This window comes from Maricaulis sp. (assembly GCF_039978735.1).
GTDB lineage: Bacteria > Pseudomonadota > Alphaproteobacteria > Caulobacterales > Maricaulaceae > Maricaulis.
The window spans coordinates 193,381-212,639 of the sequence record NZ_JBDWAS010000043.1; the positions used below are offsets into that span (position 1 = coordinate 193,381).

The window sequence follows — 19,259 nt, forward strand, 5'->3', positions numbered from 1 at the left end:
GTCGGTGGCGCAGGCGATGCAGGACGGTCACGGCAGGCAGACGACGGAATGGTCGTCCCAACCCTTGTTCTTCACGGCAATTCCGAGGGAAGGTTCGACGGCTATCGCTGTTGACATACCCGAAAACCCATCGTCAGCCGGCCCCGCGTCTTCTACCTTGGCTCGCCGTCACTCCTGCGCTAGGTTTCCTTGAAGAGCCGAGGCCCTGCATGTCCCGAGAAACATCACCGAAAGGTGCGAAGAGCAGCGTCGGCGACCGCGTTTACACATCCCAGGCTGAGCTGGATGCCGACATCAAACGCTTCGGCCGGCTTGCATTGAAGGCCCATCAACTTCCCCGGGACTTGCTCGACGAGATAGCGCAGGCGGTGGTGGCGGCCGAATACAACTATCTGGACGAACTGATCGAGGTTTCGGGGGCAGGGGAGTAGTCCACTCTACTCCCGCAGCGGCTTGCGCTTTCCGGACGCGTGCCGCTCGCGGCGATCACTCTCCACGTAACGATCGGTCGTCGCCATGGTCGCGTGGCCGGCATCGTCACGGACATGCTCGCGCGGCCTCAGTTTGACGTCCTCGGAAATACCGGTGTGGCGCAGCCAGTGCACCGTCGCGGCCTGAAGGTCGTCGGCATCGCACTCCAGCCCGTGGGCTTTCATTCGTTCGAAAGCGGCATCGAAACACTCCTGGACCAGGCGCCGGACCTGCCTTGTGCTGGTGAGGGGGCCCCGGCCCTTGGCTTTCGTCAGCAGCGGCGCCGGATCGTTCGGCGAGGGCAGGGGGGAGAGGCCCCGTGAGAGCCTGTAGCGTTTCAGTGCAGACAGCATGTTCTCGGATACCACGATCGTCCGGTCCTTATTGCCCTTACCGGTGACGTGAAACCACCAGTTTTGGTCCTGATCTTTCCGGAAATCGCCCATCAAAGGGCAGGACCGCTCGTCGGCCACCAGTTCGGAGATACGCAGATACATCGCAAAGAGGGCATGCATGACGAACAGGGTGCGCTCGTGACGTTCCGGATCCCGGTCTGCCATCGCGTTGGCGGTATCCAGGACAAATTCCCATTGCAGCCGGGTGATCCGGCGCACGACCGGTGCATTGTGCTGGATCCGCAGGAACTTGCTGCGCTGGCGGATGAGGGCGACCGGGTTGACGTCGACGAGCCCTTCTTCCAGCAGGAAGTCGTAGAAGGAGGACAGGACAGCGAAAGTTGCCCGCACCGACGCCTGCGACGCCTCATAGTGCGTCCGGTCTGCACGGCTTCCATTGCGTACCTCGATCTTCGATACCGTCGCCACAAAAGGCCGCCAATGCGGATTCGGGACCGTCTCGCCGCCGCGTATCAGGAAGCGGGCAACATTCCGGTCTCCCACCCACGCCACCGGTGGCCGCACCGCGAACCGAATGAAGCGCTCGATATCCTCGCGTGCCAGCCGGCATACCGATCGCGATTCGACGCGCCAGGACCATTGAAGCAAACGCTCGATCTCGCGCCGGTAGGCATTGAACGTCGCGGAACTCCCGTCATAGGCCACGAGGAACTTCGCCGCGATCCGGTAGTCTGCCGCCATGTCCGAAACAACGACGAGCCTCGGGTCGGCGATCAGGTGGGCAGGAAGCGGCCGATCCGCTCCGAGACCGTCTCTGAGCTGGCCGAGGCTATCCAGAATAGGCGGTGGGGCGTAGAATTCAGGCATCGTATCCAGGGGCGACTTTTCAGCCTAAGTTATGGATATTCGGGATCTTACACAATGTCCGATAATGCCAGTTATCGGACATTGTACCCATGTCCATCTCGGCGCCCTCTCAGTAGGACCTCGTGTTGACCGCGCGGACATGAGCCTCGTTCAACAGGGGCAAGCTCCTCTCTCGTGACCTTCGTACTTCGTAGGGCTGTCACCTCAAACTGACCACCCTAAAGCTACCGATGGCGCCCAACACGGCTGGCCGGTACCGTTGGGCGTCAGCGACGGTCGCCAGAGCGGGCCGGCTCTGAGCTCGTCGCACAACACTCGACAGACTGATTACTGATCGCGCCATGCTGAGCACCGGACCTGGCGAGTTCACTGATGGCGAAGCCCGGGGAACCTGAGCCGCCAGGCGCGGCAGGCAGCGGGTGCACTCGGCGCTCGCTGCTGTCAGCCTGACAGTAGGGCGTATCCATCTCAGAACCGCTCTCCCGCAGGCCATTCTCAGAACTTTTGACCAATTCTCACGAGTTTGACCAAGGTAATCCCTTGTTTGATGAGGATTCTCACATCTTTTGAATATCGCCATTTGAGCATTCTCGGTTGTCTTGACACACCATGCCGATACCGGTCCAATATTTCTCATAATATTTATTATGCGCTAAATTGATGTCGCAATCCGGCGCTGCGGCTTCGGCGCCCTCGTCGACTTGAAAGTCAAATTCCGAAGCGATTTCAAACTCAAATGCCCGACTGTCAAACCAATGCCTCATTCGGGTTTCTGGTTCGCGTGGTATGGGAGGTGTATTCTGTGTTGCGGCTTGAAGTATCCTGCATCGCGTCGCGCGGCCGTTACGGGCTAGCATCGCGTTCGATTCCCGCGACCGCCGCCACGGAGCCGACATGACCGCGCCATCGCCCGATCTCGCCCCTATCGACCGCCTGCTCGCCATCATGTCGAAACTGCGCGATCCGGATGGCGGCTGCCCCTGGGATCTGGAACAGGATTTCCGCTCGATCGCGCCCTACACGATCGAGGAAGCCTATGAGGTTGCCGACGCGATCGAACGCGGCGCCCATGGCGAGCTGAAGGACGAGCTGGGCGATCTTCTCCTGCAGGTCGTGTTCCATGCCCAGATAGCGCAGGAAGCCGGCCTGTTCGACTTTGCCGATGTCTGCCGGGCCATCAATGACAAGATGATCCGACGCCATCCGCATGTTTTCGGCGACGCGGATACGCGCGACAGCGAGACGCAGACTGTCGAATGGGAGACCATCAAGGCGGCCGAGCGCGCCGGGTCGGCCAAGGGCGATCGCGTGCTGGACGATGTGCCGGTCGCCCTGCCCGCACTCAAGCGCGCCCAGAAGCTTCAGAAGCGCGCAGCCCGCGTCGGGTTCGACTGGCCGGACGCCGAGCGTGTCCTGGACAAGGTGGATGAGGAAATCGCCGAGGTCCGTGAAGCCATCGCTTCGGGCAATGCGGCGCATATCGCCGAGGAGATCGGCGATCTGATGTTCGTGTGCACCAATCTCGGCCGCAAGCTGAAGGTCGATGTGGAGACCGCAACGCGCGATGCCAACGCCAAGTTCGAGCGCCGCTTCCGCCATATCGAGGACCGTCTTGCGGCACAGGGGCGCAAGCCCGAGGATGCCAGCCTGGACGAGATGGAAGCCTTGTGGACCGAGGCAAAGCTCAAGGAAAAGGCTGCGGCACCAGCCTGAATCCCGCCCCTAGAATTCGTCCTCTTCCACCTCGCCAATCCCTTGCGGGATAGCCAGGTCTGGGAATTGCGCCCGGAAGCGTCCGGCCTCGGCCGGCGCGAGACGCACCCTCACCGTCGTCACGCCGGTTTCCGGATCCATCCGGCTGTCGCGGATCTCGCCATGGGAATGCAGCCAGGCCAGCGCGCGCGGCTGTTCCGGCGGCACGCGCACCTCGATCCGCTCGTCATCGGTCGCCAGAGCTCTCTCGATCGCGTCGACCAGCGCATCAACCCCATCGCCCGAGATCGCCGACAGCGGGAGTTTGACCGCCCGGCCCGCCTTCATGTTGGCGATATCCGCCTGGATGGCGAGATCCTCGGCCTCTTCAAGCGACAGATTGTCGGCCTTGTTCCAGGCTTCGATCATCGGCTGTTCGTGCGCGGGGCCGGCCTCGATCGCATCGAGCACGCTCATCACATCGCCGATCCGGCCTTCGTGATCCGGGTCGGAGGCGTCGATGACATGGACCAGAAGGTTGGCTTCGCGCACCTCTTCCAGCGTGGCCCGGAAGGCCGCGATCAGCTCGGTCGGCAGGTCGGTGATGAAGCCCACCGTGTCGGACAGGAGAATGCGCGTGCCGCCGGGCAGGTCCACGGCCCTCACGGTCGGGTCCAGCGTTGCGAAGGGCATGTCCTGTGCGAACACCCCTGCCCCGGTCAGCTTGTTGAAAAGCGTGGACTTTCCGGCATTGGTATAGCCCACCAGCGCGACGGTCGGGAACGGGACCTCCTGGCGCTGCGCGCGGTGCAGGCTGCGTGTGCGCCGGACATCCTCGAGCTGGCGGCGCAGCTTGGCCATTTTCTCGTTGAGCAGGCGCCGGTCGGTCTCGATCTGGGTCTCGCCCGGACCGGCGAGGAAGCCGCGGCCGCCGCGCTGGCGTTCCAGGTGGGTCCAGGTCCGCACCAGGCGCGAGCGTTCATAGGCCAGGCGCGCCAGTTCGACCTGCAGCACACCTTCCTTGGTGCGCGCACGCTGGCCGAAGATTTCAAGGATCAGACCAGTCCGGTCTATCACCTTGACGTTCCAGGCCTTTTCCAGATTTCTCTGCTGAATCGGCGACAAAGCCGTATCGATCACGGCGACATCCGCCGTGTTTTCCTCGATCCGCGCCTTCAATTCATCCAGCTTGCCGCGGCCGAAATAGCGTCCCGCATCGATCTTGCGGATCGGTGCGATGAAGGCCTCCGCCACTTCCAGGTCCAGCGCTTCGGCCAGACCGGTGGCTTCTTCCAGACGCGCCTCGGAACGCGCCACGCCATCGCGGGCAGTGGGATGAATGACAAGGGCGCGCGATACCGGCGCCTCGCGATCAATCAATCCGCGGTGCTTTCATCCGTTGCGTCATCCTCGTCCGCCCTGTCCGTATCGAACAACTGAACCGGCGCAGCCGGCATGATGGTCGAGATGGCGTGTTTGTAGACGAGCTGGGAAAGCCCGTCGCGGCGAAGAAGAACACAGAAGTTGTCGAACCAGGTTACGACGCCCTGAAGCTTCACACCATTGACCAGGAAAATGGTCAGCGGCGTTTTCGTCTTACGCACTGAGTTCAGGAAGACGTCCTGCAGGTTTTGTTTTTTATCGTGCGACATGTCGGCTCCACATGACTCGCTTGAAGCAAGCGATTCGCCAAACAGGGTATACAGCCCCCGCCATGGCCTGCAACCATCTCATCTTTCTGAGAAAGCCGGAATGTTGATCACACGGCAGCCAGATAGGCCTGACGCAGCTCGGCAGAAACCGAACCCGGTTCGCCATTTGCTACCGGACGACCGTCGATCCGCGTCACGGGCATCACGAAATTCGTGGCCGATGTCAGGAAGGCCTCGCGGGCTTCAAGCGCTTCGGCGATCGTGAAGGGCCGCTCTTCCAGACGATAACCGGCAGCCGTCGCGGCGCGGATCAGCGTCGCCCGTGTGATGCCGTGCAGGATGGCGTGATCGGCGGGCCGCGTGACCAGCGCGCCGTCGGCCGTCAGGATCCAGGCGTTGGACGACGTGCCCTCGGTGACGAAGCCGTCAGCATCCACTTGCCAGGCTTCATAGGCGCCGGCATCGCGCGCCGCCTGTTTGGCGAGCGTGTTGGGCAGCAGGTTCACGGTCTTGATATCGCAACGCGCCCAGCGCTGGTCGGGTACGGAGATGACCGAAACCCCCTGCTCTGCCCGTCTGGCCACGGCATCCAGGTCGAGACGCTTGGTCGTGAGGACGAGGGTCGGCCGGGTACCGGGGGGCGGAAATCCATGGTCGCGGCGCGCCCGGCCGCGGCTGATCTGGAGATAGACCAGACCATCGCTGATGCGGTTGCGGCGGATCAGTTCGCGGATCAGGATCGTCAGCGCCGCCCGGGTGACCGGGTGCGCAATGCGCAGCTCGTTCAGGGAGCGGTCGAGCCGGTCGAAATGCCCCTCTGCGTCCAGCAGCTCGCCCTTGCGCACCGCCCAGACCTCATAGATCGCGTCCGCGAACTGGAAACCCCGGTCCTCGATGTGTACGGCGGCGAGGTCGTGGCGCTGGAAGCGGCCGTTGACGTAGGCAATCCTGGACACGCGTTCTCTCTTATTTCCTGATGAAGAGCGCCCATATCGCCGCGACCGCGGCGAGCACCTCCAGACGCCCGAGAATCATGGCTGAAATAAGGATCGGTTTGGCGTTGTCCGCAAGCTCGTCCCACCCATGTCCTGCATTGGTCTCGTGCAGCAGCGGCCCGGCATTCGCCAGCGCGGCTGCATTCGCCAGAAAGGCAGTCTGGAAATCCAGCCCGGTCAGGGTGAGCGCGAGACCACCAATGCCCAGACAGGCCAGAAAACCCAGCACATAGGCCCAGATGCCGATCAGCGCCGTATCGCGCACCGAGCGTCCGCGGAAGGTGACGGGCACCAGGCTGGACGGGTCGGTCAGAACCGCGAGTTCCGATCCCATGCGCCGCCAGAGCAGAAGAATGCGGGAGATTTTCACACCGCCCGTGGTCGATGCCGCCGCCCCGCCCACAAGCGCCACGAAAACCGCCGCCACCGGGACCGGCGATGCCGGCGCGGACACTGTGTAGCCGCTGGTCGAGACGACGAAGAAGGCGTCGATGAAGTGCGAGGGGATGTGCGAGGTGTCGGCGATCACATAGAGCCCGCCCAGGCCGATAACGAGCGCGGCGATACCGGCAAGGTCAGGGTCCCGCAGCACGCCCCGGTCGCGCAAGACATCCCAGAACAGGGCGATATTCACCGAGCCGGCCAAACAGGCCAGCGCCACGATCAGCATCGATACCGTGCCGAAATTCGTCGCCAGCCCCCCGTCGAGCGGCGCATAGCCGGAGGTCGAGATCGCGGACATGGCCAGCACGCTGGCGTCGAAGAAGCCGTTGCCGGCAAACAGCAGCATGAGCCAGGTGACAGCGGTCAGCACGGCATAGACCAGTCCCACCCGCCGTGCCGCGACCGGCAGGTGGGAGAGGATATTGTCGGGCCGGACGGTGAGGAGTGCCGATTTCCGGATCGCCGGAACATCCCGGTCGAGCGCGGCGAAGACGGCAATCGCCAGCAAGAGGGTCGCATACCCGCCCAGCCAGGCCAGCACGGCGCGCCAGAAGATCAGGGAGCGCGGCAATTCGTCGGCGGGCAGCAGGGTCGCGCCGGTTGTGGTGAGGGCCGAATAGGCCTCGAACAGCGCATCCATCGGCCCGAAATAGCCGGTCAGCCAGAATGGCAGCGCTGCGAAGGCGGGCGTCGTCACCCAGGCCAATAGGGCCAGGCCCAGCGCATCAAGCGCGCTGGCGCCGACCTGGATGCCCCGGGTGGCCGCCAGGACGAGCGCTCCGGGCACGAAGGCCAGCCCGGCCGTGGTGATGAAGAAGGGCGCCAGGTGCCATTCCTCCACGGCTGGCGCACAGACAGCCGCCAGCAATGCGATCAGCGCGACCAGCACCCACAGGGCCCCCAGGGGGCGGAAGAGCGCCGCGGGCGACATGGATCAGAAATATTCCAGGCTGACCCGGAACAGGTGCTCGACCTTGGGCACCAGCGCCTTGTTGCAGAACAGGAGAACGCGGTCGTTTTCGCGGATCCGGCCCTCGTCGCAGGGCAGGATCACCTTGTCGCCGCGCACCACGGCGCCCAGCGCCACCCCGTCCGGCAATTCCAGCTCGTCCAGTGTCTTGCCGACCAGCGGCGAGGTCGACAGGGCGATGCCTTCCAGCGCTTCCGCCTCGCCGCCGCCAAGCGTCTGCAGGCCGGTGATCCGGCCGCGGCGGATGTGCTGGAGAATGGTCGACACGGTGGTCGCGCGCGGATCGATCAGCACGTCGATACCCAGCGGTTCGCGCATGCCCTCGAAGGTACGGTCATTGATCAGGCTGAGGGCGCGCTCGGCCCCTTCCCGCTTGGCCATCACGCCGGAGAGCATGTTCACCTTGTCATCATTGGTGACGCAGATGACCAGCTCGGCATTGGCGACCCCCGCCTCGCGCAGCATGCGGGCATTCAGACCGTCGCCATGCAGCACGACTGTCCGCTTGAGGCGTTCCGCGGCGTGTTCGGCGCGAGCCTTGTCGGCCTCGATCAGGCGCACCTTCACCCCGCCGGCGCGTTCCAGGGCGCGGGCGACATAAACGCCGATATTGCCGGCCCCGACCACCACGACGCGGCGGATCTGCTCGGCGCTGCGGCCGAAAATGTCGAGCAGGCGCCGCACCTGCGCGCTTTCGGTGACGACATAGACATCGTCGCCGGGCAGCAGCGGGTCCTTGAGCTTGGGAATGAAGAGCGTGCGTTCGCGCTGCACGCCGACAACGGCCAGGCGCAGGTCCGGGAACAGCTCCATAACCTGTTCGGTCGTGGACCCCGCCACCGGCGAGGTTTCTTCCAGACGCAGACCCAGCAGCTGCACCCGTCCGCCGGCGAACACCGCCGTGGAAAAGGCGCCGGGCGTTTCCACCCGCTGCAGGATGGCGCGGCCGACCTCGAGCTCGGGCGAGATCACCACATCGACGGGCAGATTGCCGGTGGAGAAGAGATCGCCCCAGGCCGGGTCGAGATATTCCTGGGCCCGCACACGGGCGATCCGCATCGGCGTGGAGAACAGCGAGTGCCCGACCTGGCAGGCGATCATGTTCACCTCGTCCGAATAGGTCACGGCGACCAGGAGGTCGGCTTCCGCCGCCCCGGCCTTTTCCAGCACATCGGGGTGCGAGGCATGGCCGACCACGCCGCGCACGTCCAGATCGGTCACGACATTGTCGATCAGCTCGGTCGACCAGTCGACGACGGTCACCGCATTGCCTTCCCGGGCCAGCGCCCGGGCGATGCCCACGCCGACCTGCCCGGCTCCGCAGACTATGGCTTTCATGTCGTCTCCGTTGGGTGCGGACTAGGCCGCGCCGTCGCGCTGCGGCGAGGTGACGCCGAGCGATTTGAGTTTGCGGTGAAGCGCCGACCGTTCCATGCCGATAAAGGCCGCCGTGCGGGAGATATTGCCGCCGAACCGGTCGATCTGGGCCTTGAGATATTCACGCTCGAAATTCTCCCGGGCCTCGCGCAGCGACAGGGCAATCATCTTCTCGGCATCGAAGCCGGTCTCGTGATTGTCGCGCGTGACGACTTCCGATGGCAAGGCATCCAGCGTGATCGGCTCGTTGGCCGGACCGGTGGCAAGGATCAGCAGGCGCTCGATATTGTTGCGCAGCTGGCGGACATTGCCCGGCCAGCTGTGCGCCTGCAGAGCCGCCATGACGTCATCGCCGAACGCCCGCAGCGGCAGGCCGGCAGTTTGCGTCAGGTTCTTCACGAAATGATCGACCAGCGCGGGAATATCCTCGCGTCGCTCGGCCAGGGCCGGCACGGTGACCGGCACGACGGCGAGACGGTGGTAGAGGTCCTCGCGGAAACGGCCTTCCTGGATCCGCACGGCGAGATCCTGGGCGGTCGAGGAGATCACCCGTACATTGACCTGCACATCCCCGGCCCCGCCGATCCGGCGGAAGCGCTGTTCCACCAGCAGCCGCAAGAGCTTGCTCTGGGTGGCCGTCGGCATGTCGGCAATCTCGTCGAGATAGAGCGTGCCGCCATGGGCGCGCTCCAGCAGGCCGACATGCTTGACCGAGCCGTCATCATTCTCGCGGCCGAAGAGCTCCTCCTCGACCCCTTCCGGCGACATGCCCGGCGCGCTGACGGCAACGAAGTCGGCGCCGGAACGCGGCGAGTTTTCGTGGATCAGGCGGGCGACAAGTTCCTTGCCGGCCCCCGAGGGACCGCGGATCAGGACACGGCTGTTGGTCGGTGCAACGCGCTCGATCAGCTGGCGTACCTGCAGGATGCCGCTGGAATCGCCGATCAGCGTGCTCTGGGCCTGGGTGCGGGCGCGCAGATCGGCATTCTCGCTGCGCAGGCGGCTGGTCTCCAGCGCCCGTTTCACGGTGAGCAGAAGCTTGTCGCTCTTGAAGGGCTTTTCCAGGAAGTCATAGGCGCCCTTGCGGATCGCCGCGACGGCGGTCTCGATCGTGCCGTGGCCGGAAATCACGATCACCGGCAGGTCCGGATCGAGCGCGCGGAATTCGTCGAGCAGTTCGATCCCGTCCAGCCGGCTGCCCTGCAACCAGACATCCAGGATGATCAGCGACGGTTTGCGCTGGCGGATCACCGCCAGGGCACCATCGGCATCCGCTGCCTCGCGCGGCTCATAGCCGTCATCCTCGAGCAAGCCGCCGATCAGCTCACGAATATCGGCCTCGTCATCGACGATGAGAATATCCCGGGCCATCTATCAAGCCTCCTTCAGGGATTGCGGCGCCGGATCGGCCATGTCCGCAAGCGGGAAAACGAGCCGCACGACGGCGCCCTGCCCGCTTCGCGGAATGTCCAGTTCCAGACGTCCGTTATGGTCTTCCATCACGCGCTTCACGATGGCGAGGCCAAGGCCCGTGCCCTTTTCGCGCGTGGTCATATAGGGTTCGGTCAGGCGTTCGCGATTGGGGGTCGGCCAGCCCAGACCGTTGTCGGCGACCTCGATCACAGCATAGCCGTTCGCCTCGGTCAGGCTGACGACCAGCTGTCCCGGGCCGCCATCCTGGTCCATGCGGGTCGAGACGCTCTCGCAGGCATTCTTGAGGATATTGGCCAGCGCCTGCACCGAAAGCCGGGCATCGCACATGGCGTGAACCGGCACACCGGGATGCTCGAACACGATCTCGATATTCGGCGAGGCGACCCGCTGGGTGAAGACCGAGGATTTCACCAGCTCGCCCATCTCGACCCGCTCCACTTTCGGCTGGGGCATGCGGGCAAAGCTGGAGAACTCGTCGACCATGCGGCCGATATCGCTGACCTGGCGCACAATCGTGTCGGTACAGCGGTCGAAGGTCTCGACGTCGGAGGTGATCTCGTCGCGATATTTGCGCCGGATACGCTCGGCCGACAGCTGGATCGGGGTCAGCGGGTTCTTGATCTCGTGGGCGATGCGCCGCGCAACCTCGCGCCAGGCCGCATTGCGCTGGGCGGTCACCAGGCGCGTCACATCGTCGAAGGTGATGACGAGACCGGCCTCCTCGTCCATCGAGGCCCGCGCTGTCAGGTGACGGATCTGGTCGTCCGGCGCGTTGAGATCGATCTGCGCCTCGGCGACAGCGCCCGGACGGCGGCGCGCTTCAGTGGCGATCTCGGCCAGTTCCGGCGTGACTTCGTCGATGCCGACACCGATCAGATCGTCCGTTCCCGGCGCCAGCATGGAAATCGCCGAACGGTTGATCAGCGTGATCCGGTTATCCTTGTCCAGACCGATCACACCGGCCCGCACCCCGGCGAGAATCGCCTCGATAAAGGCACGGCGCTGTTCGGATTCGGCATGCGCCTCGATCAGTTCGCGCCGCTGGCTGCGCAATTGCCGCGTCATCCGGTTGAAGGCCCGGGCGAGCGCGGCGATCTCGTCATCCTCGCGTCCCATCTGGACCCGCGTATCCAGATCCCCCCGGCGCACACGCTCAGCTGCTCCGACCAGGCGCGAGATCGGCGTGACCACCCGGGTCGCCGCCGACAGGGCCAGCCAGATCGAGCCGATCACGATCAGCACCGCGACCTCGAAATAGAGGAAGTAGAAGGAGCCGCGGACGCGGCTTTCCTGATTGCCCGCATCGCGCAATTCATTGCGCGCCTGCGCCATCTCCCGGAACAGATCGATATTCACCGGATAGGAGACGAAGAGATAGGCGTCCGGATAGGCGTCGAGGCGGTAGAGCAGCCGCATCACATCGACGGCCTCGGCCGACGAGCTGGGCGTGGACACCGCGACATCGCCGTCATTGGCATAGTCGTAGAGCACCTGCGACGGTGCGACATATTCCTCGTTTTCCCGGAAACGGGTGCGGGCAAGCAAGGTGCCGCGGCCATCGACGATATAGGCCGCCGCGAAACCACGCCTTGCAGCCTGGTTGTTGAGATAGTTGATGTACTGGATCCGCGAGGTCGTAAAGGCATCAACCGATCCGTCCTGGCTGAGATCGATCGCCATGCTCTCGACATGCGCCGAAGCCGTGATCGCTTCGCGGCCGTAGAAGTCGAACGCCACTTCCTCCAGCCGGTCGACCAGCGTAGCGATCCGGTCGTCAAACCACAGGTCGACACCACGGGTGATCACAAAACCCAGGAAAACGGCCGCAAGAACCGCCGGCGTGGCCGCGGCGATCGAGAACAGTGCCACAAAGCGCAGATGCAGGCGCGGCGTCGGTTCGCCGAAGCGGCGCGCCCTCACCCGCCGTACAAAGCGCAGGACGACAACACCGGCCAGGCCGAACAGAAGCACGAGATTGCCGACAAGAATGCCGATCGCGACCCGGTTGTTGGCGCCGGTCAGTCCGCCTTCGTTGAGCAGGATGAAGGCGGCCACGCCCAGAAGGCCGAGCGAAACCAGAAAGCCGGCGCCGAACAGCGCCGCCGAGCGCGGAGAAATGTTCCGGATCAGAGTGTTCCTGGACGCGTTCGGCAAATCAGCCTCACTTGCTTCAAGCGACCGAGCTTACTCCTGCGTTGCACGAAATCAACATAGTGCCGCACCCGCAACAGTCAGCTTGTTTCCTCGTCTGTTCCGTCCAGCTCGGACAGCCGCCGCGCCAGCGTGTTGCGGTTCAGCCCGAGCAGGTCGGCCGCCCGCGACCGGTTGCCATTGCAGCGGTCGAGCGCCTGGGTAAACAGGGCTCGCTCCAGCGCGTCGACCGCACTCTGCCGCGCATCCGGCCGCGACAGGGCCAGTGCGGCCAGGGCATTGGCGTGCACGGCAATGTCCTCGCTCGCATCGGCACCGTCGGCATTGAGCGCCTGGGCGACATCATCCAGCGCGGCAATCCGGCCCCGCGTTGCCAGCGCCAGGCGCGACAGCACCGAGCGCAATTCGACGACATTGCCGGTCCAGGGCGAGTTCACGAGATAGTCGACAGCCTCCTTCGACAGGCGCACCGGGTCCTGTTTGTCGCGGCGGGCAAACTGGCCGAGGAAGGCCTCGCAAAGGGCGGGAATATCGCTGCGCCGCTCGCGAAGCGGCGGCACGGTGATGACGCACTCGGAAAGCCGCGCCGCCAGCCGGTTGTCGATCGGGTTCGACGGTGCCTGTGATACCGTGGCGATGACGCGGCCGGCGCCCCCGTCCAGCGCATCGCGGGCCGCACGCTGCTGCTCGGCACTCCACTCCTCAAGACGCAGCCAGACCACCTGGCGGGCAGCCTGGGTGGAGCCGAAAATCTCGGTTGCCGTATTGGAGGGCGTGACGACGACGGCATCTTCGGCCGCCACACCGCGGGCACGCAGCAGGGCCTCGGCGGCCTGGCGCTTGCCGACACCGGGCTCGCCCGTGATCATGACGTGGGCCTGGCTGGTGGCGGCGCGTGCGATCGCCTTGAAAGCCGACTGCATCGCGACGGACTGGCCGATAAAGCCCGTCGGTTCCTCGGTCGAGCGCGATTGCTGGCCGGCCCGCTTGTCGCCCAGCGCCGCGGCAACCGCCGAGATCATATCGTCGAGATCGAAGGGTTTGGGCAGGTATTCGAACACACCGCCCTTGGCGGCATTGATCGCTGTGGAGGCCGTTGCCTGGGCGCTCATGACAATGACCGGCATCTGAGGCCGCAGCCGGGCCACCAGGCCGAGATTTTCCAGGAAATTCGTTCCGTCCAGCAGAACGTCGGCCAGCAGGAGATCGCCCTCGCCATTGCGGATCCAGCCCAGCGCGGTGTCCGGCGAGGCGGTCGCGCGCACCTGGTAGCCTGCCGAACCCAGGGCCCGGGAGAGGATGAGTTTCAGGCTTTCATCGTCTTCGAGAAGCAGGATGCGCGCGCTCACGGTGTGTCCTCCCTGGCGACCGGCAGGCGCAGGTTGAAACCTGTCCGTCCCGGTTCGCTTTCATAGTCCAGCTGGCCGTCATGCAGCGCGGCGATACGCGCGGCGAAAGCCAGTCCCAGCCCCTCGCCCGCCGGTTTGGTGGTGACGAAGGGGGTAAAGATACCCGCGCCCAGCGCATCGGGGATGCCCGGACCATTATCCCGCACCACAAGGACCAGCGGCGTCGGATTGGCGCCGGTGCGGCTGCGCGGTCCGGTATCGAAGCGCGTCTCGACCCGGATTTTCGGATCCGGCATGTCGCGCACCGCATCCAGCGCATTCTGCAAAAGGTTGAGCACGACCTGCAGCAGGAGATCCCGGTCGCCATCGACCGGCGGCAGCGAGGGATCGAAATCCTCTTTCAGGATGGATCTGGCGCGCGGATCGGCCCGCACAATGCTCTCCATCGCATCCATGGCCAGGTGGTTCAGATTGATCTCGCCGCGCTCGCCCAGGCGGATATCGCCCACCCGGCTCCAGTGATTGGCCAGGCGAGTGATCCGGTCGACATCCTGGATGATGAGCTGGGCGAGTTCGGCCGCCGCCTCGATATTGCTTTCCCGGCGGATCAGCTGCGCCGCACCGCGCACACTGGCGAGCGGGTTCTTGAGTTCGTGCGCCAGCATGCGGCCGAAGCCCAGCGCGGGCGCCTGGGAGGCCTTGGCGCCGGGTTCCCGGTGCGGCAGCACGGACAGCGTCACCGACGACGTCTCGTCGGACCAGCGGGCATGCAGGTCGAAGGGACCGCCCGGGCCCAGCACACAACCCAGCGCCACGACAGTCCGCCGTGCCTCGCAGGCCTGTTCGACGATCTCGGCCAGATTGGCGCAGACCGGCGACTGGGTGCCGAAATCGCCTTTCATCAGGTGCCGGGCCGACAGGCCCAGCCATTCCTCGGCCTGGGTATTGGCCCAGGTGAAGCGGGCATCTTCGGAGAATTGCAGCAAGGGGATCGCCGCCATTTCGGCAGCGGGTTCGGCCGGCGATGTCGGGGCCGGGCGTCCGTTCATGCGACGGCTCGCTTTTCCGGCACGGCCAGCCGGGCCAGGGCGTCGTGGATCGCGCTGGCATCGGTCGAGCGGCACAGCGTGGCCTTCAGTCCCGAGAGCCAGTCCGGATCGCAGCCTTCCGCTTGCGCCTCGACATCGACAAAGGAAGCGAAATGCTTGCGCATCATGCGAATTCCCAGCTCGCCACCATAATGCTCGAGCGACATGTCGAACTGTGCAGCCAGCGCCGGGAGCTTGTCGGCCCAGGGCGTTTCGACGGGTTTGCCAAGCAGCGCAGCGCCGATCTCGCCGACCAGCCAGGGGCGTCCCTGCGCGGCGCGGCCGATCATCGCCGCATCGGCGCCCGAGGCCGCAATGGCTTTGCGGGCATCCTCGGCGGTATGGATATCGCCATTGACGATCAGCGGGATGGAGATCGCCTCTTTCACCGGCCGCACGGCCGACCAGTCGGCCTCGCCCTTGTAGAATTGCTGGCGTGTACGCCCGTGCACCGTCACCAGCTGGATGCCGGCACCCTCGGCCCGGCGGGCCAGTTCCGGCGCATTGATGCTGTCATGATCCCAGCCCAGGCGCATTTTCAGCGTCACCGGCACGCTGGACGCAGCGACCGTCGCCTCGATCAGGGTCAGCGCATGATCGAGATCGCGCATCAGGGCCGAACCGGAGAGGCCCTTGGTCACCTGCCGGGCGGGACAGCCCATATTGATGTCGACGATGTCGGCGCCGGCATCGACGGCAATGCGTGCGCCCTCGGCCATCCAGTGCGCCTCGCGCCCGGCCAGCTGGATGACACAGGGCTGCAGCGATGCGTCGAGCGCCGCCTTGCGCACCATATCGACCCGGCCGCGGGCCAACGCGTCGCTGGCGACCATTTCCGACACGACCATGCCCGCCCCGAAACGCTGCGCCTGGCAGCGGAAAGGCAGGTCTGTCACACCCGACATGGGCGCCAGAATGGCCGGAACGGTGATCCGGTGGGGACCGATCGAGAAGTGCATGCGTCTGGACAAATCCTGAAGGGGCGTCGTAAGCCGGTCAGGCTAGCGATTATGCTGCGCTGCGGCAATGCATGAGGGTGCCGGATGACAATCGATGCCATCATCGTGGCTGCAGGACGCGGCGAGCGCGCCGGCGGCGGTATCCCCAAGCAATTCAGATCCCTGGCGGGCCGCAGCGTGCTGGCGCGCACGCTGGATGCCCTCGCCGGTCATGCTGCAATCCGCCGCGTCGTCGTGGTCGTCAATCCACAGGATACGGATCATGTCGACGCGGTACGCCGGGAAACCGCCCGCGATTTTGCAACGGTGCCGGGCGGCGCAACCCGCACCGACAGTGTCCGCGCCGGGCTGGCAGCCCTGGCCGGCGATGCTCCCGATGCGGTGATGATCCACGACGCCGCCCGTCCCTTCCTGTCCTCCGCATTGATCGACCGCCTTGCCGGGGCGCTGGTGCGGCACGAAGCGGTGATCCCTGCCCTGCCCGCGACCGATGCGCTGATGCGGGTGATGACCGATGGCATGATCGCCGAACCGGTCGACCGGGCGGTCGTGCGCGCCGCCCAGACGCCGCAGGCTTTCCGCTTCGATACGCTGGGCGCGGCCTATGCCCGGCTGGACGGCGGCGGACTGGCGGATGATGCCGCAGTGATCCTGGCCGCGGGCGGTCAGGTCCACACCGTCGAGGGCGATGCAGACAATTTCAAACTGACCATGCCGGCCGATTTCCGGCGTGCGGAGGCGATGCTGATGGGCGAGACGATCACGGTGAGCGGCCAAGGTTTCGACGTGCACCGTCTGGAGCCGGCCGACACGATGTGGCTGTGCGGTGTGGAATTGCATGAGGGTCTGGGCCTGGTGGGCCATTCCGACGCCGATGCGGGGCTGCATGCCGTTACCGATGCGGTGCTCGGCTGTGCCGGCGCCGGCGATATCGGCCAGCACTTCCCGCCGTCCGATCCGAAATGGAAAGGCGCCGCGTCCGACGCTTTCCTCCTGCATGCGCTGGACCTGCTGCACGAGGCCGGCGGCCAGGTCATCCATGCCGATGTCACGCTGATCGCCGAACGGCCGAAGATCGGGCCCTATCGCGCGGCGATGCGGACCCGGCTGGCGCAGCTCCTGCGACTCGATCCAAAGCGCGTCAACATCAAGGCCACCACGACGGAAAAACTCGGCTTCACCGGGCGCGGCGAAGGCCTCGCCGCCCAGGCCATCGTCACCGCGAGACTGTCATGATCTTCAATCATTCCCTCGTCGACCAGGCGGAAACCCTGCTGGACCGGGCGCGCACCGCCGGCGTGATGATCGCCACGGCGGAAAGCTGCACCGGCGGGCTTGTCGCTGCCCTGCTGACCGAGATCCCGGGCTCCTCGGATGTGGTGGATCGCGGCTTCGTGACCTATTCCAACGCCGCCAAGACCGAAATGCTGGGTATTCCGGCGCGGGTCATCGAGGCGCAGGGCGCCGTGTCCGACGAGGTCGCGCGCCGCATGGCCGAGGAAGCGCTGCTGCGCTCGAATGCCGATATCGCCGTGTCGATCACGGGCGTGGCCGGTCCGGGCGGATCGGAGCGCAAACCGGCCGGCCTGGTGCATTTCGCCCTCGCCCGCCGCGATGGCGCGACGATCACAGAGGTCCACCGTTTCGGCGATCGCGGCCGCGATGCCGTGCGTCTGGCCAGCGTGGCCACGGCCCTCGACCTGTTATCGCAGGGCGTCGATTTCTTCGGATAAGTCCTTGGACGGGTTGCCCGTCCGGCTATAGCGACGCTCGGCCTCGGTGGAGAATTTCTGCACCAGGATACGGCCCGCCCGTTCGCGATTGGTTTCCAGCAGCATTTGCAGGATCGGGTTCTTGAAGGCCGCCCGGATCGAGAATTCCACCAGGGTGGAGCCGTCCGACAATTCCCGGAAACGCCAGGCGTTTTCCAGCACCCGGAAGGGTCCGGCCACGAAACTCACATCGATCGAGCGGCGCGAGGCGTCGGCGATCACCCGCGAAGTAAAGCGTTCCGAGACGAATTTATAGCGCACCCGCGCTTCCGCGGTCAGCTCGGTGAGCGGCCCGTCGCGCGCTTCGTTGAGCACCCGCATCGCCGTGATCTGTTCGATGAATTTGGGATAGCTGCGCACATCCATCACCAGATCGAACAGATCGTCCGGCGCATGGAACAGCCGCAGGCGTTCGCGGGTCTCGACGGTCACGCCGGCCCCGTCAGCCGCGCGCCAGCATGGCGTCGCGCGCCTCGCGGAGCTTGCGGAAATCATCGCCGGCATGGTGGCTCGAACGGGTCAGCGGCGTCGCCGACACCATCAGGAAACCCTTGGCCCGCGCGATCGTCTCATAGGCCTTGAACTCGTCCGGCGTCACGAAACGGTCGACGGCGGCGTGCTTGCGGGTCGGCTGGAGATACTGGCCGATGGTCAAGAAATCGATGCCGGCGGACCGCATATCGTCCATCACCTGCATCACTTCTTCCTTGGTCTCGCCCAGGCCGACCATGATGCCCGACTTGGTGAATTGTGCCGGATCGCGCTCCTTCACCCGCTCCAGCAGGCGCAGGGAATGGTAATAGCGCGCGCCCGGACGGATCGAGAGATAGAGCCGCGGCACGGTTTCCAGATTATGGTTGAACACGTCCGGCTTGGCGTCGATGACGCGCTCGGCCGCGCCCGGCTTGCGCAGGAAATCCGGGGTGAGGATCTCGATCGTCGTACCCGGCGTCTCGCGGCGGATCGCCTCGATCACATCGACGAAATGCTGCGCCCCGCCATCGTCCAGATCGTCGCGGTCGACCGAGGTGATGACGACATGGTTCAGACCCATCTGGGCCGTCGCCTCGGCAACGCGGCGGGCCTCGTCATGATCGACCGGGCCCGGCAGGCCGGTTTTCACATTGCAGAAGGAACAGGCGCGGGTACAGGTATCGCCCAGGATCATGAAAGTGGCGTGCTTCTGTTCCCAGCACTCGCCGATATTCGGACAGCCGGCCTCCTCGCACACGGTAACGAGACCGCCCTTCTTCACGATCTCCTGCGTCTCCGAGAAGGTCTTGCCCAGCGGCGCCTTGACGCGAATCCAGTCCGGCTTGCGAAGGACGGGCGTATCGGCACGCTTCTGCTTTTCCGGGTGACGGGCAGCGCGGGCGTCGGACGCGGCGCTGCGCGCCGTATTGTCGATCAGATTGGCCATGCCCAGCACATAAGCCCGTGCGCGGTTTCCATCAAGTTGAGCCTGCTGCTGACAGGTCTGCGGAAATGCGGGGGCGGTTTCTCTCCCACCTCGCTCAGCACGAAACCCTCCACGGGCAGAACCCTGGAGCGATGAGAGGGGTGCGGGATGCACGGCGGACATCGCGTGTCCGATTTGAAGCTTTGGTGGTGATGCCCGAGGCATCCCGCACGCGGAGATTTACCCGGATCCCTTGCGGGACCGTCTCGAAACCTGCAGGCAC

Annotated in this window: 18 protein-coding genes; 4 read left to right on the top strand and 14 right to left on the bottom strand. The window is 65.2% G+C overall.

Annotated features, from left to right (window positions below; translation table 11 throughout):
* Positions 1-209 precede the first annotated feature (209 nt).
* Positions 210-431 carry a hypothetical protein gene (locus tag ABJO18_RS12290; RefSeq protein ID WP_348509050.1) on the top strand — a complete coding sequence of 74 codons (222 nt, stop codon included), beginning with the start codon at positions 210-212 and terminating at the stop codon, positions 429-431.
* 6 nt (positions 432-437) lie between these two features.
* On the opposite strand, the gene ABJO18_RS12295 is transcribed toward ABJO18_RS12290, so the two are convergent.
* Positions 438-1,694 carry a site-specific integrase gene (locus ABJO18_RS12295; protein ID WP_348509051.1) on the bottom strand — a complete coding sequence of 419 codons (1,257 nt, stop codon included), beginning with the start codon at positions 1,692-1,694 and terminating at the stop codon, positions 438-440.
* Between the two features lie 557 nt (positions 1,695-2,251).
* Positions 2,252-2,458 carry a hypothetical protein gene (locus ABJO18_RS12300; protein WP_348509052.1) on the bottom strand — a complete coding sequence of 69 codons (207 nt, stop codon included), beginning with the start codon at positions 2,456-2,458 and terminating at the stop codon, positions 2,252-2,254.
* Between the two features lie 130 nt (positions 2,459-2,588).
* On the opposite strand from ABJO18_RS12300, the gene mazG reads away from it, so the two are divergent.
* Positions 2,589-3,407, top strand: a complete 819-nt coding sequence (mazG, locus tag ABJO18_RS12305; protein ID WP_348509053.1) for a nucleoside triphosphate pyrophosphohydrolase — start codon at positions 2,589-2,591, stop codon at positions 3,405-3,407.
* A gap of 9 nt (positions 3,408-3,416) precedes the next feature.
* Here mazG and hflX read toward each other — a convergent pair whose 3' ends face one another.
* The 10 genes from hflX to dusB all read right to left on the bottom strand — a co-directional run bounded on the left by hflX (position 3,417) and on the right by dusB (position 15,805).
* Positions 3,417-4,766, bottom strand: a complete 1,350-nt coding sequence (gene hflX, locus ABJO18_RS12310; protein WP_348515953.1) for a GTPase HflX — start codon at positions 4,764-4,766, stop codon at positions 3,417-3,419.
* Positions 4,763-5,038, bottom strand: a complete 276-nt coding sequence (hfq, locus tag ABJO18_RS12315) for an RNA chaperone Hfq (RefSeq protein WP_291887800.1) — start codon at positions 5,036-5,038, stop codon at positions 4,763-4,765. The genes hflX and hfq overlap by 4 nt, the downstream gene beginning before the upstream one ends.
* Positions 5,039-5,145: 107 nt before the next feature.
* Positions 5,146-5,994 (bottom strand): D-amino-acid transaminase, encoded by an 849-nt coding sequence (locus tag ABJO18_RS12320; RefSeq protein ID WP_348515954.1) that lies wholly within the window; start codon positions 5,992-5,994, stop codon positions 5,146-5,148.
* A gap of 10 nt (positions 5,995-6,004) precedes the next feature.
* Complete coding sequence (locus ABJO18_RS12325) at positions 6,005-7,408, bottom strand: potassium transporter TrkG (RefSeq protein ID WP_348508251.1); 1,404 nt, start codon at positions 7,406-7,408, stop codon at positions 6,005-6,007.
* A 3-nt stretch (positions 7,409-7,411) separates the two neighbouring features.
* Positions 7,412-8,785 (bottom strand): Trk system potassium transporter TrkA, encoded by a 1,374-nt coding sequence (trkA, locus tag ABJO18_RS12330; protein ID WP_271186658.1) that lies wholly within the window; start codon positions 8,783-8,785, stop codon positions 7,412-7,414.
* A 21-nt stretch (positions 8,786-8,806) separates the two neighbouring features.
* Complete coding sequence (locus ABJO18_RS12335; protein WP_348508252.1) at positions 8,807-10,195, bottom strand: sigma-54 dependent transcriptional regulator; 1,389 nt, start codon at positions 10,193-10,195, stop codon at positions 8,807-8,809.
* A gap of 3 nt (positions 10,196-10,198) precedes the next feature.
* The gene (locus ABJO18_RS12340; protein WP_348508253.1) at positions 10,199-12,412 is read right to left on the bottom strand and encodes a PAS domain-containing sensor histidine kinase; all 2,214 of its coding nucleotides are present in this window, start codon (positions 12,410-12,412) and stop codon (positions 10,199-10,201) included.
* Between the two features lie 77 nt (positions 12,413-12,489).
* Entirely contained in the window at positions 12,490-13,758 is a 1,269-nt protein-coding gene (locus tag ABJO18_RS12345) for a response regulator (protein WP_348508254.1), read from the bottom strand.
* The gene (locus ABJO18_RS12350) at positions 13,755-14,807 is read right to left on the bottom strand and encodes an ATP-binding protein (RefSeq protein ID WP_348508255.1); all 1,053 of its coding nucleotides are present in this window, start codon (positions 14,805-14,807) and stop codon (positions 13,755-13,757) included. Before ABJO18_RS12350 ends, ABJO18_RS12345 begins: the two co-directional genes overlap by 4 nt.
* Complete coding sequence (gene dusB, locus ABJO18_RS12355; RefSeq protein WP_348508256.1) at positions 14,804-15,805, bottom strand: tRNA dihydrouridine synthase DusB; 1,002 nt, start codon at positions 15,803-15,805, stop codon at positions 14,804-14,806. Before dusB ends, ABJO18_RS12350 begins: the two co-directional genes overlap by 4 nt.
* Positions 15,806-15,889: 84 nt before the next feature.
* On the opposite strand from dusB, the gene ABJO18_RS12360 reads away from it, so the two are divergent.
* Positions 15,890-17,041 (top strand): bifunctional 2-C-methyl-D-erythritol 4-phosphate cytidylyltransferase/2-C-methyl-D-erythritol 2,4-cyclodiphosphate synthase, encoded by a 1,152-nt coding sequence (locus ABJO18_RS12360; protein WP_348508257.1) that lies wholly within the window; start codon positions 15,890-15,892, stop codon positions 17,039-17,041.
* Positions 17,038-17,538, top strand: a complete 501-nt coding sequence (locus ABJO18_RS12365; RefSeq protein ID WP_348508258.1) for a nicotinamide-nucleotide amidohydrolase family protein — start codon at positions 17,038-17,040, stop codon at positions 17,536-17,538. The genes ABJO18_RS12360 and ABJO18_RS12365 overlap by 4 nt, the downstream gene beginning before the upstream one ends.
* Here the strand turns inward: ABJO18_RS12365 and ABJO18_RS12370 are convergent.
* Positions 17,509-18,009, bottom strand: coding sequence for a type II toxin-antitoxin system RatA family toxin (locus tag ABJO18_RS12370; RefSeq protein WP_348508259.1), 501 nt, complete (start codon positions 18,007-18,009; stop codon positions 17,509-17,511). The genes ABJO18_RS12365 and ABJO18_RS12370 overlap by 30 nt on opposite strands.
* 10 nt (positions 18,010-18,019) lie before the next feature.
* Positions 18,020-18,997 carry a lipoyl synthase gene (gene lipA / locus ABJO18_RS12375; RefSeq protein WP_348508260.1) on the bottom strand — a complete coding sequence of 326 codons (978 nt, stop codon included), beginning with the start codon at positions 18,995-18,997 and terminating at the stop codon, positions 18,020-18,022.
* Positions 18,998-19,259: the final 262 nt, after the last annotated feature.